Origin of the sequence: Bradyrhizobium sp. 195, assembly GCF_023101665.1 — a bacterium.
GTDB lineage: Bacteria > Pseudomonadota > Alphaproteobacteria > Rhizobiales > Xanthobacteraceae > Bradyrhizobium.
Genome location: NZ_CP082163.1, coordinates 50357 through 64135 on the forward strand (window position 1 = coordinate 50357; position 13779 = coordinate 64135).

General features: G+C 63.5%; 14 protein-coding genes and 2 pseudogenes. 11 read left to right on the top strand and 5 right to left on the bottom strand.

Annotated elements, in window-relative coordinates:
• Positions 1-3 precede the first annotated feature (3 nt).
• The 5 genes from IVB26_RS41980 (at position 4) to IVB26_RS42000 (ending at position 3906) form a co-directional block, all read left to right on the top strand.
• A complete protein-coding gene (locus tag IVB26_RS41980; RefSeq protein ID WP_247974054.1) occupies positions 4-207 on the top strand; it encodes a hypothetical protein in 204 nt (67 codons plus the stop codon).
• A complete protein-coding gene (locus IVB26_RS43265; RefSeq protein ID WP_346732919.1) occupies positions 204-728 on the top strand; it encodes a hypothetical protein in 525 nt (174 codons plus the stop codon). The genes IVB26_RS41980 and IVB26_RS43265 overlap by 4 nt, the downstream gene beginning before the upstream one ends.
• Before the next feature lie 390 nt (positions 729-1118).
• Complete coding sequence (locus IVB26_RS41990; protein WP_247974055.1) at positions 1119-1706, top strand: hypothetical protein; 588 nt, start codon at positions 1119-1121, stop codon at positions 1704-1706.
• A gap of 297 nt (positions 1707-2003) precedes the next feature.
• Positions 2004-2930: an ArdC family protein gene (locus IVB26_RS41995; RefSeq protein ID WP_247974100.1), complete on the top strand. Its 927-nt coding sequence runs from the start codon at positions 2004-2006 to the stop codon at positions 2928-2930.
• A 664-nt stretch (positions 2931-3594) separates the two neighbouring features.
• The gene (locus IVB26_RS42000; RefSeq protein ID WP_247974056.1) at positions 3595-3906 is read left to right on the top strand and encodes a DUF736 domain-containing protein; all 312 of its coding nucleotides are present in this window, start codon (positions 3595-3597) and stop codon (positions 3904-3906) included.
• A 298-nt stretch (positions 3907-4204) separates the two neighbouring features.
• Here the strand turns inward: IVB26_RS42000 and IVB26_RS42005 are convergent, their stop codons facing one another.
• From IVB26_RS42005 to IVB26_RS42015, 3 genes are all read right to left on the bottom strand, one after another.
• Positions 4205-5395: an RHE_PE00001 family protein gene (locus tag IVB26_RS42005; protein ID WP_247974057.1), complete on the bottom strand. Its 1191-nt coding sequence runs from the start codon at positions 5393-5395 to the stop codon at positions 4205-4207.
• Positions 5396-5617: 222 nt separating this feature from the next.
• Positions 5618-6013, bottom strand: coding sequence for a type II toxin-antitoxin system VapC family toxin (locus tag IVB26_RS42010; RefSeq protein ID WP_247974058.1), 396 nt, complete (start codon positions 6011-6013; stop codon positions 5618-5620).
• Entirely contained in the window at positions 6013-6258 is a 246-nt protein-coding gene (locus IVB26_RS42015; protein WP_247974059.1) for a type II toxin-antitoxin system VapB family antitoxin, read from the bottom strand. The genes IVB26_RS42010 and IVB26_RS42015 overlap by 1 nt, the downstream gene beginning before the upstream one ends.
• Before the next feature lie 228 nt (positions 6259-6486).
• Here IVB26_RS42015 and IVB26_RS42020 point away from each other — a divergent pair.
• The 6 genes and pseudogenes from IVB26_RS42020 to IVB26_RS42045 form a co-directional block, all read left to right on the top strand.
• A pseudogene (locus IVB26_RS42020) lies at positions 6487-7202 on the top strand (hypothetical protein); the annotation flags it as partial.
• A pseudogene (locus tag IVB26_RS42025) lies at positions 7191-7319 on the top strand (integrase); the annotation flags it as partial. The pseudogenes IVB26_RS42020 and IVB26_RS42025, both read left to right, overlap by 12 nt.
• Before the next feature lie 1347 nt (positions 7320-8666).
• Positions 8667-9881: a plasmid partitioning protein RepA gene (repA, locus tag IVB26_RS42030; RefSeq protein WP_247974061.1), complete on the top strand. Its 1215-nt coding sequence runs from the start codon at positions 8667-8669 to the stop codon at positions 9879-9881.
• Positions 9878-10897 (top strand): plasmid partitioning protein RepB, encoded by a 1020-nt coding sequence (repB, locus tag IVB26_RS42035; protein ID WP_247974062.1) that lies wholly within the window; start codon positions 9878-9880, stop codon positions 10895-10897. Before repA ends, repB begins: the two co-directional genes overlap by 4 nt.
• A 197-nt stretch (positions 10898-11094) precedes the next feature.
• Positions 11095-12327 carry a plasmid replication protein RepC gene (gene repC, locus IVB26_RS42040; protein WP_247974063.1) on the top strand — a complete coding sequence of 411 codons (1233 nt, stop codon included), beginning with the start codon at positions 11095-11097 and terminating at the stop codon, positions 12325-12327.
• 49 nt (positions 12328-12376) lie between these two features.
• Positions 12377-12856 (top strand): hypothetical protein, encoded by a 480-nt coding sequence (locus tag IVB26_RS42045; RefSeq protein ID WP_247974064.1) that lies wholly within the window; start codon positions 12377-12379, stop codon positions 12854-12856.
• A gap of 84 nt (positions 12857-12940) precedes the next feature.
• Here the strand turns inward: IVB26_RS42045 and IVB26_RS42050 are convergent, their stop codons facing one another.
• Both IVB26_RS42050 and IVB26_RS42055 read right to left on the bottom strand, forming a co-directional pair.
• Positions 12941-13099: a hypothetical protein gene (locus IVB26_RS42050; protein ID WP_247974065.1), complete on the bottom strand. Its 159-nt coding sequence runs from the start codon at positions 13097-13099 to the stop codon at positions 12941-12943.
• A 308-nt stretch (positions 13100-13407) separates the two neighbouring features.
• Positions 13408-13608, bottom strand: a complete 201-nt coding sequence (locus IVB26_RS42055) for a hypothetical protein (protein WP_247974066.1) — start codon at positions 13606-13608, stop codon at positions 13408-13410.
• Between the last annotated feature and the right edge of the window lie 171 nt (positions 13609-13779).

The window sequence follows — 13779 nt, forward strand, 5'->3', positions numbered from 1 at the left end:
TCCATGCCCTGGCGCCTCATTGCCAAAGCCTTCGGCTGGCGCGCGGCCACTGACGAGGACCGCGAAACGCCGATCCTCGTCGTCTGGCATCCGCGGCTCAGACGGCATTTCACCGGCACCGACGCTTGGAGGTGCGCCGTGCGCGTATCCATCCACGCGCCGAAGCCCTGCCCGGCTGACGTCGGCAGAAAGGAGGTTCAGTCATGATCCTCTACCTTGTCGCGGTGAATCTCCTCCAGCACGCGCACCATAATCCCGAGAGCGCCATCGCCTACGCACTCGACGGCATCCTGCGGAGCGTCGCTGGCGACGACGTCGCTTCATCCATCGCCGCGGTGTCCCTCCCGGACGACAACACTCCCGACGAGTCCGCCTCCTCTATGGCCTGTGAGGACGGAGCGATGATTGAGCGTCAAGACCAACGCCTCCTACTCGCGCGCATGAAAACCGCGCAAGCCGAGACGCAGCGCCGTCTCGGCCTCATCGAGCGCCAGATCACGTCACGGGCCGAACGGTTGACGATCACCGACCGGACGAAGCGAAAGCAGCGCGGCCGTAACGCATCGAGCTGGACGAGCGCGGACGAGCGGCTATTTCAACAGCATGTCGCGGAGCTCGCCCTGGCCCGTCGCGGCGAGATCGACGCTCTCACCCGCAAGCTCGATCGGCAGGAGACGGCGATTGCCGAGTTTCGGACGCGCCATCGGGTTTCCGCTGCGTGGCGGTGAGGGACGAAGGGCGTCATCAATCCAAGTGCAAGCGGCGCACGCGAACGCTCGTTGGCGACGTGATGCTTTAGGCGGGTTTGGCCCGACCTCTCACGGTTTCGGCGGCGGGTGACTCTTGGCCGTCACTCCCTCGGTTTGTGCTGCGGTCTGAACCGTCCGCGGTCCGCTTCAAGGGCAAGTCGCGAAGCGATCGGCGGCCGCCGTCTCGCGATGGGGGGCCGCGTTCTTCGCAGGCCTGAGGGCCCGCTCGCCCGCAACCCACCCATGCTCGTCTTGGCAGCCGCCGCCCCCTGAAGCGGCCCGCTGAAGCCGGTTCTGGTGGACCGCACCCGAGGGAGCGACGGCCAAGGGCCGATCGCTTCCCAAGGCGAAACCGAGAAGGATCTCATCATGACCAAGACCACCCGCTCTCCCCGCTCCTCCGCCCGTGTAATCCCGCTCCGCCGCGGCACGACCCTCGAAATGGTCCGCCTCGTCTGCCCCGACTCCGCACAGACATTGCGCATCTCCGAGAGCTTCGGCCTCGCGGTCCTCGACAGCGACGGCATCCGCGACTTGCACGAGCGGCTCGTCACCGAGACCGCCGACGCGCTCAAGGATGGCCTGAGTGAACGCGCAATGCAGATCCACCTGCAACGGATCGTCGGTGCTTATGTCGGCTCGGCCCACGGCGCCGGCCAGTTCTACACCCGGGCGGTCACTGAAGCGCGAGATGCGACCGCCAAGCTCGCCAACGATAGCCGCGATGAGGACCTCGATGGTCCGGTCGGCTTCGATAGCCAGGCACAGCGCAAGCGAGAATTCGCCGCTGACATGGGCGCGCAGGCTCACGCGCTTCGCATGGCCGCCGAAGGCGCCGTCGCCGCCTACGAACAGGTCGTCGGCGAGACCTGGAAGCCTTTCGAGCGTCCCGTCGACAACACGACCGACACCGTCGGCCGCAAAGCGGCCAAGGCGCAGATGTCGGCGTTCGACTGACCGTCGGCGCGGGGCCTCGGCCCTGCGCCTCTTCCACAGCAGCCAACTGACGGGCCGGTCCACGAGACCGGCCCTTTTGGTATCGCCGCTAGCAACAAGAAGGAACCAGCCGCCTGTGCTGCTCGCCATCGTGGCTCCTCCCGATCCTTGGTCCTGCGCCGGACCCGACGTCCGCGCAACGGCTTCGCCGTCCTTCGCGCTGCTGCGGCCCTTCGGGTGCGCGAACTTTGAGTCCGGCGGTGGCGGACCCCGTGAGGAGCCGCGATGGGCGCGGCCTTCCGAACGGAGGTTATTATAATGAGCAGGAACGGAGAAAAGTCGCGAGGCGACCTTTACGCCCGCATCACGGACCGCATCATCGCCGAGCTCGAACGCGGCGTGCGTCCCTGGGTTCAACCTTGGACCGCCGCGAAGACGGCGGACCGCATCACCCGACCGCTGCGACACAACGGGCAGCCCTATACGGGCATCAACGTCTTGCTGCTTTGGTCAGAAGCCATCGCGCGCGGCTTCTGCTCGCCGATTTGGATGACGTTCAAGCAGGCAAATGAACTTGGCGCGCATGTCCGTAAGGGTGAGACCGGCAGCACTGTGGTGTATGCGAGCCGCTTCACCAAGACCGAGACCGACGCTCTCGGCGACGAAGTCGAACGGGATATCCCCTTCCTCAAAGCCTATACCGTCTTCTGCGTCGATCAAATCGATGGTCTGCCCGCGCACTACTACGGTCGGCAGCCCGTCGTCGCATCACCGATCGAGCGCAACGCGCACGCCGACGCTTTCTTTGCCAACACCGGCGCGATTGTTCGGCACGGTGGCTCGATGGCATTTTATGCGCCCTCGTCCGATCACATTCAGATGCCGCCGATCGAAAGTTTTCGCGACACGGCCTCCTATGTCGCCGTCAGAGCCCATGAGACCGTACACTGGACCGCTCCCGTTCACCGCGTCAATCGCGATCTCAGTCGTTACTGCAAGGATCGGAGCGAACGCGCGCGCGAAGAGCTGATTGCCGAACTCGGGAGCTGCTTCCTCTGCGCTGATCTCGGGATCTCTCCTGAACTGGAACCTCGGCCGGATCATGCAAGCTACCTCGCGTCGTGGTTGGACCTCTTGGCTAATGAGAAGCGCTTTATCTTCTCGGCTGCCGCGCATGCCCAACGCGCCGTTGCCTATCTGCACGACCAGCAGCCGAAGGCAGCGGGCGTCGAGGAGGCAGCATGATGAGCACACCGCGTAATTGGTGCCGGTACTTGCCGGCCCTAAGTCTTCCGGCGATCGTCGCAGAGACTGCAGCCCCTCGCTTGGCCGCTCGACGGCCGGGCTCCTTTATCCTGTGCTGCGGGACCTGACGGTGATTTGCCTGCCTTCTTTCGAAGGCGGGCGAGTTCTGGGCATTGCACGGGTCGTCCCTTTGCCGAGCAAATCTCGCTCGCGGCCTGCGGGTTCACCTTGCGGGCCGCGTGACTCCTGACGGTCGAGTAGCGCTTGGCTTCCTGCTTCGGGCCTCGACCAGCAAGCCTGAGGAATTGTCAGATGTGTGCGGTGAGCGGTGATCGGGTTCTGTCCTCGGTCTGGGTTTCGATGATCGCAAGTCGTGTTCCTCGGACGTTTCTTCTGGCACACCCACGTCGTCCTCGATTGGCATGTCTGACCGAAGGGCGTCGTCGCTTACGCGCCGCCTCGCTCTTACCCCCGCAACAGCCGATTACGACTTTCTTCCCCTGGACCGCTGCGCGTCCATTCCTCGCGCAAGATAAGAAAGTCGTGCCCTGGCTGCCCTCTACTGCGTGCCGGCCCCTTCGGGGTGCGGGTCGACCGCCTCCGGTCTGTCGCCAGCCATCGAGGCCGCGATGGGCGCGGCCCGGGAAGCGAAAAGGACACCACAATGGCGACCATCGGCACCTTCACCTCGACTGGCAACGGCTTCACCGGCACGGTTCGCACTCTCGCGCTCAATGCCAAGGCCAAGCTGGTTCGGGTCGAGAACCCCTCCGACAAGGGACCGCACTTCCGCGTCTTCGCCGGTAATGTCGAGCTGGGCGCGGCCTGGCAGAAGACCGCGAGGGACACCGAGCGTGACTATCTCTCGGTCAAGCTGGACGACCCGAGCTTCCCCGCCCCGATCTACGCCACGCTGATCGAGGTGGAAGGCCAGGAAGGTCTTCAGCTCATCTGGTCCCGTCCCAGCCGAGACTGATCCCCCTCACGGCAACGGCCCTGCCAATCGGCGGGGCCGTTTCTGCGTGAGCCGAGGTGGACGCACCGAGGGCTGGCTCCCTCCAACTGCTTTACCGCGCCGCCCCGCTTTCGCTCGCGCCGTTCTCATTTAGACGCGCCCGAGCGAGCTGATGCTGTCGAGCACGCCTTCGAAATCCGGTGGATCGCCGAAGATCATGCCTTGCATGGCCCGGTAGTCGACGCGCAACTGCGCGATCATCGCGTTGCTCGTGTCCGAAATAGATATACAAGCTTCGGACAACCAGGCGCGCGGCTTTTCAGAGAATCCCCCACGCCCGATAGCGTCCCCGTCCGGTCGCCTCGCGCAAGCCGAGCTCGGCCACCAGGTCCTGCGCGGCGCGCGGCGTGATGCCAAGTTCCTTGGCGATCATGCCGGCCGAGACAATCGGGCGGGTCAGCACGTAGTCCAAGAGCGCCGGCAGCCGGGAGGTGGTGCGGCGACCGTCGAGTTTGCGGGCGAGCAGGGCGCGCTGGTTCAGCCAACGGTCGTGGTCCTTGAGGCCGGCCGCCGCAGCCGCGGTGATCGCCTCAAGCTGGACGGCAAGTCGCGCCGCGGTGTCGCGCGGCCGCCGGTGTTCACGTGGGATCGCCTTCAGCCCCTCGTACAGGCACGGCAGATGCCAGCGGGACTTGCCGCGGTCGCGCAATAGCGCCGCAGCAAGCAGCCGGCCGAGCCAGGGCGTGTGCTCTAGCGGTGCGATCCGGTCCCAAGCCTCGGCTGCGATTGCAGCCGCCAAGGTCGGTGGCAGTGGACGAGTCTGGTCGAGGGTGGCGCGCCAGTCCTCGATCCGGGCGTCTTCGTCCCAGTCGGGATCGTAGACTAGCGGATCGCGCTCCGGCCGGGGGCGGCCCTCGCGGGCTAACGTCTGCTGCGCGCGGACCATCGCCGCGTCGACCGCGGCGAAGGCGGCCGCAAGATGCTGGTCCGTTTCGATGAGTCCGGGCTGACCGTCGGTACCTGCCTCGTCGTCACCATCGAATTCGGCGTCGTCGCAATCGTCTCCCCTCGCCTTTTCCCGGTCGCCCTCCCCTTCCCGGCCGCGCAGGCCATCGAGCCCGGCGACCGAGAGCGCCCAGTCGGGTTTGGCGTCGGCGATGCGACGCCGAATCCGGAGCACGGCACGAGCCCGGGTCAGCTCGTGGGTCGGGGCGCGGATATCCATGCCGGCGTCGTGCAGAACCAGGTCTTCGAGATGAACGAGCTCACCTTCCAGCCACAGACTGGCGCAGGCATCTGTATAATGGGTGCGCGCGACCCAGCCGTCGCGGATCGGGCTTCTGGCCAACCGCTCGTCGAGGCGGGCGAGCGCATCTTCGGCGGCGGCGAGCGGACCGGCGAGCTGGCCCCAGGGCAGCGGATCGGGGATTTTGTAGCTGGGCGACAAGGTCTTGATAACCTTAACAGGAAACGACGAAACGGAAGCTAACACGGCGTTCGATTCCGTCATAGCACGGACTGTTCCCGGTCGCCGCTCACTATCGATAACCACCGCTTATCGATAGCGTTGGACGTGAATCCGCAAATCAGCGATTCTGGTCGCCCTGAAGCCCGCCCGAAGGCCTCGGCCGCGCTCCGATCGACGAGAAAGCCGGTGACGCCAGCGCCCGCCCCTCTTCCGGAAGACAGATCCCGCTCCGATCGCCCGGGCGGCGCCGGCCGGGCGGCCGCCTCAGGCGGCCTCAATGTCGGTCTGCGGAAAGTCGGCGCCCTTGAACATCAGCGGCTGTCCCAGATGGCGGGCGCAAGCGTAGGCAAAACAGTCCCCGAAATTGAGCCGCGCCGGATGGCGGCCCTTGCCGAAGCGGTCGAAGGCGTCCAGCGCCAGCCGCGCCGTCTCCGGCGGCACCGCAACCATGGTGATCTCCATCAGCGCGAGATAGCTTTCGACCGCCTCCGCCGCCTCGGTGATCGGAAGGTCGAGCACCCGCGCCACCGCGACCGCCGCCTCCCACACCGCGAGCGGCGAGGTCAGCCGCGTTCCGGTCTGCTGCAGGCGCGCCAAAAGCTCGCGCGCCTCGTCCTCGTCGGTCAACAGCGCGGTCAGCGCCGAGGCGTCGATGAACATCAGCTGTCCTCATACAGACTGTCGCGGAACGCCTTGTCGGCCGGCTGGCCCTTCGCCGGCTGGCCCTTGGCGCGCAGATCCCGGCAGAATTTTACGCCGAGGTCGACCAAGGACGGCTTGCCCTGCTCGCGCTCGAGCTCATGGGCGAGTGCCGCGTGCACCGCGTCGGTGAGACCAGTTTTTTTCAGCGCCGCCACCTTGCGGGCCAGCGCATCGGTCTCCGGGTTCTTGATGTGGAAAGCCATGCGCATTCCTCTAGATCGTATCGTGTATCCGTATATATCATCTCGGATACACAGAAGGAAGGGCCGGTTGCGCCGTTGGCCGGGTCAACCAGGTCCTTGGGCCCGCCGATTCGGCCCCCGCTCAGGGCGACGGGGCGCAACCTGCCGATCGCGCCACTGCATCCCGGCAATCCCGCTAAAGCGCGCGGCCCTCGCGGCGTGTGAGGTGGCTTTTATGGTTAATAGTCAATGAACGCCTCCCCTCTCCGTCTCCCTGACGCTGGTTCCATCGAGGCTGTCCTGGCAGACCTCGATCCGGCCTCTGCTGACGACGACCTCGTCCCCGCCCTCGCCCGCGCCTTCCCAGGCTTTCAGTTCAGCGCCGCGCGGATCGACGATGACTACTGGCGCGACACCCGTTCGGTCATTCGACCGGATGGCACCCGGATTGGCGAACTGCGGCCCTGGATGACGGCGGAGCTCGCCAAGGACGACGGCACCATCGATGCGCTTTGGCGCCGCCTGAAAGAGACGGACCTGCAGATCACCGAGTGGCGCGGCACCAGCGCGTTTGTCTTCGCGCCGACCGGGCCAGGCGCAAGCCGACTATGTTCAGATCGCGCTCGGGCGAGAAATCGAATGGCGAGCCGGCCCGATCGTCAATCCGAACTACCGCCCGTTTGGCCAAGAGGAACTGCTCGATCTGAGCTGGCCCCGCACTGATCAGCCGCCTCAGTCGGATCGCCTGGCCGGTCCGGTCTATCGCCTCCTCGGCCGAGCCGGCGGCGCGGTGATCCACGTTCGCAGTTTTCTCAATCGTTGCGGCCGCATCGAACGCGAGAAACGCGAAGCCAACCGGCCCGAGATGGGAGGGGCGTGTCATTCGCGAAGTCGGACCTTGGGGGACGCGCGAAACCCCGTTTCTTGAGGCGGTCCCGGATTGGTTCGAGATGGAACGGCGCGACCGGCTCGCCGCGCTCCTGACCAACGACGTCGAAACGCTGAAGCACCTCGCGCGAGAGGGCATGGCGAGAATAGTCTGCGGGGCGCTGGCCTCGGACCTCGCCTATCTCGAAGCTTGGCGCGAAACTCGTCCGAGGCCGAATTTTTAAGGTTAGCGTTCTATGAATGCCACACCTCCTTTTTGGTGCTTCCCGCGAGCCTGTGCTGAATGGCATTGGGAGCCAGAGCAACAGGGAGATGTTGTCAGCTGACAACATCCATCCCAGGCAAGCCCCCTGTTGTCAGCTGACAACAACCTCTTCCCGGGGCGCTATTATCTGGCAAGAGTTCCGCCCGTCCGATGTCGCTATGTTGGAGTGGCTCGCAGCTCGGATCTCGGCGGATCTCCCATCGGGCCGGGGCTCGGTGCGGTTGCTTTGCTGCTTGCTATCCAAAGGAGCGGCTGGCCTTCGGCACTGGGCGCCTCGTCCTGTGGAACTCGATTAGGACAGTCCGCCGCGAGGTCGATTCACCCCTCGACCGGTCATCCCAATGTCGCATGTGATGGCCCCATCCCTAACTCCAGCGATGCCGCGCCCCTGCGTGCGAATGCGCCGAACCAAGCGCATCTCAAGCTTGGCGATGGACGTCGCCTCGGCCGACTGTCCGAAGCCGGGCCAAGTCACTGCCATTACAATTGAGCCGAGCGATGCCAGTTCTCTGCTGCTTGGTCGTGCTCGGCCGAGGTGGCGAACCGAGGCCAGGTCGCCTATCCGGTCGCGGTCGCGAACGGGATTGGGACCCAGGACCCGCCGTTGGCGGCACACGGGAACGAGGCTCCGCCGTGGAAAGTCCCGTTGCAAGAGGCGTTCATCCAGCGTTGTGGGGCGGGGCCTGTCCAGCAGATCCGGACCGAAGCGTCGACAGCGTGTTTGCCCGGCGGCGGTACAGCGTAGGCGGGGAAGCCCTCGATTCATCTGCGACGGCTCGGGAATAGTGAGCCGACGTTGCCGACTCTTCGCCCGTCCAACGTGGGTGCTGAAAGGCCCGTGTCGCTGACGAGGCGGCTGAAGCGGGTTGACGGGGGCTGGATGCAGCGTGCCATCACATCATCTGCGGTGAATAATGTCGCCGCGGCCCGCGCTGGAAAGAGTGGGGGAGGGGGACGGTTCGGAGCACATTTCGGAGCTGCGCGGGAGGGTCTCATTGATCGAGACGATGCACAATGGCTGCACCCTTCGATGCAGCGGCGGGAGCGGGGGCGCCGACTCATGCTAAAGTAGAGTTCCGCCCGGTCGCTGGAGGTTTTGTTGTCAGCTGACAACAGCCGCACGATGCACCGAAAAGCGCCATTGCTTGTGGGCAGCGCGGCGTTGGGCGTTAACAACTCGTTAACCCTTTAATTCTTGCTCAAATCATAGAATCGTGGCCATCTCTCAAGACGGAGATCAGGCGTCTGACGCGCAGAAACCGTCTTGAGAAAGCAAATGCCGAGCTTAGCGGAAGATTCACTTACGATGAGCGAGACTGCGTCTGCCCGGATCACCCGGCACGCCGGCATCCTTTCCGGCCAGCTTCGCTCGCTGGCGACAACGCTTTTCCCGCCTTCAGCCAGTAAGTCTCTCCGCTCGTTCTCCTCAGGGGAGGTTGCGCGAATTGTCCGCGTCTCCGATGGTTATCTCCGACAGCTCTCCCTCGACGGACTTGGACCGAACCCGGCGACCGGACTTGGGGGCCGCCGATCCTATACCCTGGCTCAGATTCATGAGCTGCGCGCGTATCTAGCCACGGCGCGGCCCCGAGAAGCGTCGGAATTTCTCCCGCGCCGCCAGCCGGGCGACAAGCTCCAAATTATCACCGTCGCCAACTTCAAGGGCGGGTCCGCCAAGACGACGACGGCATTGTATCTTTCCCAATACCTCGCCCTTGCCGGCTTTCGGGTCCTTGCCATTGACCTCGATCCGCAAGCGTCGCTCTCCGCGATGTTCGGGTACCAGCCCGAGTTTGATATTGGGGCGAATGAAACTCTCTACGGTGCCATCCGGTATGACGAGCACCGCCGACCGATGCGCGACATCGTCCGGCCGACCTACTTTGACGGGATAGGTCTTGTTCCGGGCAATCTTGAGCTGATGGAGTTCGAGCACCACACGCCTCGCGCAATGATCGAGCGGCGTGAACGCGGACACGACCTGTTCTTTCGCCGAGTCGCCAGCGCCATCGACCAGGTTGCCGACGACTACGATGTCGTCGTTATCGACTGCCCACCCCAACTTGGTTACCTGACCATGGGCGCGCTAAACGCGGCCACCGCGATGCTCGTGACCATCCATCCGCAGATGGTCGATGTCGCATCCATGAGCCAATTTCTCCTCATGACGTCGGATCTCATGTCCGTCATCGAGGAAGCCGGCGGGCGACTCGACCACGACTTCATCCGGTACGTCATCACGCGTCACGATCCCAACGACGTGCCCGAAGCTCAAATCGTGGCCCTCCTTCGTAATCTCTTTGGATCGGATGTGCTCCAGGCCACTGTTTGGAAATCGACTGCAATCGCCAATGCTGGCCTCACCAAGCAATCACTTTATGAGCTGGAGCGCGGCGCGGTAGGGCGGGGCGCCTACGACCGCGCGTTGGAATCAGTCGACGCGGTCAATGCCGAAATCGCGCAACTTCTCAAGAAGGTGTGGGGTCGATGAGCAAACGCACTGACACTATCAAGAGCCTTTTCACGGCCCCGCAATCAACTGCGTTGTCAGCTGACAACATGCCCGGTGCCCTGCCGCGGGTCTCCTCAGGCTCGGTCCGCTCGTTGAAAGACTCTTTTTCCGAGGTCGAGAAAGAGAACGAGGAGCTTCGCGAAAGAATCGCCTCTGGGGCCATGATCCTCGAAATCGACCCCTCGCTCATCGATCCGTCTCCGCTGGCCGACCGCTTTCGCGACCAAGATGATAGCTCGTTCCAGGCACTTAAGCAGTCGATCGCACAGCGTGGTCAAGAGGTGCCCATTCTCGTTCGGGAGCATCCTGAAGCAAAAGGGCGCTACCAGAGTGCGTATGGTCATCGACGCGTCCGCGCCACGCGCGAACTAGGCATTTCGGTCAAAGCGATCCTGCGAGTTCTTTCAGATGAAGCGCTTGTCGTGGCGCAAGGACTCGAGAACGCACCACGCGAAGATCTGAGTTTCATTGAGCGCGCCACCTTCGCGATGCATATCGAAGATGCCGGGTATAGCCGAGCAATCGTGCAAGATGCGTTGTCGATCGACCGGGCGGAGGCCTCGAAACTCCTTGCTGTCGCTCGATCGGTTCCGGCCGAAGTTGTTCAAGCAATCGGGAAGGCTCCGAAAGTTGGCCGCGGTCGCTGGCAGTCATTCGCTGAACTGATCAAGGATGCAGCGGCGCTCAAACGTGTGAGAGCAGCGATTGCTGAATCGAAATTTGCAGAGCGAGAAACCGACGCCCGGTTTCTTGCAGCATTCACAGCAGCAAGCGCTCCAAGTTCCGCGGGCACATCGAAAGCTTCCGAAGAGAAGCCGGTCTTTTCCGCATCAGGAGACAAGATTGCGCACGTGCGTCACGCCGAGCGCGAATTGAAGCTTATCCTCGACAAGAATGTCTCGGCGACATTTGCGGCATTTCTTGTCGATCAACTCCCGGCGCTGTTCGACGCCTTTTCCAAGACGAGCAGTGGTCAGGAAACTACCGAGGCCTGACGGCCTCGTCCCGTAAACAGGAACCAGGAGCAGACAAGGCAAAAGAAAAAGGCCCCCGAAACGGAGTTCCGGAAGCCCTTCTCTTCAAGTTTGGCGACTGACAGAGAATCACTTTCGCGAATCGCAGTCAAGAGTTTCTACGCGATTTTATCGTCGTTTCGGCGAGCAGGTTTCCTTTGCCCATCTGAGGCAAAGACATGCAGTCACATTCTCCAACGACGCCTTTTGGGCGGCGATCGCTTACGCTTGCCCATGTGGCAAGCCAGATGGTCGTAACCGAACGCCCTCCCGAAAAGATCGTGCACAAGTGGAAGATCTTCCATGCCATCTGCACGGCACGGCCGCGCCTTGGGGTTTCGGAGCGCTCGCTATCGGTATTGAACGCGCTGCTGACCTTCCATCCCGAAACCGCGCTCACCGGGGAGGATGATCTGATTGTTTTTCCGTCAAACCATCAACTCACTCGGCGGGCGCACGGCATGCCGGCATCGACGCTCCGTCGTCACCTTGCTGTGTTGGTCGACGCGGGGCTGATCGTTCGGCGCGACAGTCCGAATGGCAAGCGGTATGCGCGAAAGGGCAATGCCGGCGAAATCGAGCTCGCCTTCGGCTTCGATCTGTCGCCGCTCGTCGTGCGCTCGGAGGAGTTTGAGCACCTGGCGGCTGACATCGAAGCCGAGGCCCGCGCCCTCAAGCTCGTGCGCGAGCGGATCACGCTATGCCGGCGCGACATCGCGAAGATGATTGCAACAGGCATCGAGGAAGCCGTCCCGACGCGGAGGGGAGGGCAGGGGCCTGCCGATTGGCAGGTCGTGCACGCCGCCTTCCGCGCGATCGTCGATCAGATTCCGCGTACTGCCACGCGCCAGCAGCTCGAGCCGATCGCCGACGAGCTGTCGCAACTTGCAGACGACGTGCTCAATCTGCTGGAAGCGCACATCAAATCCAAGAATCCGAGCGCCAATGAGTCCCATTCTGAGCGCCACATACAGAATTCAAATCCAGACACCCCTATTGAACTTGAACCTGTCCTTCGAGAAGGCAGGGCGGCGGGAGCTGAGCCCAAACCTCAACCGTCGCGAGTCGGGGAGGGGGCGTATCCGTTAGGAATGGTCCTGAGTGCATGCCCTGACATCGTCGATTATGCGAAGGGTGGGGTTTCGAACTGGCGCGATCTCCTGGCCACAGCGGCCGTTGTACGATCGATGTTGGGGATTAGTCCGAGCGCCTGGGAGGAGGCGCAAGCGGTCATGGGCGAGGTCCCCGCAGCCATCGTCGTCGCGTGCATCCTGCAACGTGGCGCCGCGATCAATTCCGCCGGCGGTTATCTGCGCGGCCTGACGCGAAAAGCCGAGGTCGGCGAATTTTCGCTTGGCCCGATCCTGATGGCGCAAATCAATTCCCGGCGGCGAGACAAGCAGCGGGCGTGAGGCGATGACGTGACGGTCCCCAGACCTTGCCTTTTTCGTGTGATCGAAAGTGCCGGCGCTGGCCCGGCTGCTGCACTGTGTCGGCGCAAAGCCGTTCGGAGAGATCGTCATGGCAAAATGCCCTCCAATCATGCTCACGCCGTTTTTCCAGCTTCGCGATGAAGACGCCGTCGAGCAACGGACTTACGTGGCAGGGTTCGCCGACCAGGAGGGCGAGGCTTGGGGGACGCTGGTCCCGTTGGATGCGGAGATGGTCGAGAACGCCGTTCTGGGACAACAGACATTCACGGTCTGGTGCAACTCTGACGGTTGCATCCAACCGCAGCCGACCAGCGACGGCCTGTTTGAAGAGCTTCTGGAGAAGGGCCAATTGAAGGACGCGCCCCTCGATGAACTCGTCGCCGAAGCCATCGAACAGGGCAAGAATGAACCCAATGATGACATCCTCGATATGTTCGAGACCCTGCATGACCGGCTAGGGCGGGCGCAAGACATGGTCGCTGACGAGATCGCGCGGCGCAGGCGATGACTCCTCGCGCCGTGTATGCGCCTGCGGTTCAGTTCTGCGTCGAGCGCGCGAGTTGGCTGCAGCAAGGGTCCCGGCTTTATTTCTTCAGAACGGCTCCGGGCCAAGAGCAAGGCCGACGGCCATAGCCGCCACAAGGGTGAACAGCAGACCGGCACCGCAGAAGATCGCGATGGTCTTCAGGTCCTCAACGTCGGTTGCCGGACGTCTGACGCGCGAGAGCGCCCTCGCCAAGGTGGCTATCATCTGTCTCCTCCGAAGAACGCGAGATGAGACCATAGAGGACCCGGCCGCGGAGCCGTGTGAGCTACGTCTCAATGACAACTCGATTTTCGAGAGCCGGTTGGCGGGCAAGCATTGCACCAGCTTGGTGCCGCCGGTTTGCAGTCGTTGACCACGCATCGATGCTGTCGGGCGGCCCAGCAATCTCGTAGCAAAGATGCGAAAAGCGGCGGCCGAGATGGCCTGGACCGGCCAGGAAAGTCGTGAACATTCGTCCCGGCCGATGAAGAAGACGCCGAAAACTGACGACCGGGCCGCGCTCGGACGAGGTCTTAAGCTTCGCCGGACCCCGAAAACAGCGCCGTCGGTGGCGTCGCGCGCGGGGGCGGGAGAGTCCGACCGCCTCCGGATCCTGGTCTGCTCTTCAGGTCGTATCGTTGGGCCAGGTCGAGTAGCCGCCGCTTGGTGAACGGGTCCGCGCTCTCGGCCAGATCGCGCGCCCGCTGGGCGAAGCTCTTGTAAAATTCTTCCACGACGCCACCCCCCGCAACATCACTGAAAACCGGATTTCACTGTGAGACGCGCTCCGCGTCAAGCGGTCTGGTGCATGCGGACAAGTTTCGGCGATTGACTTGTGCTCGCGGCGCACCGGGAACTAAGCTGGTCCCGGCAGGGAAAAACCATGACCCACTCTACCTGAGCCG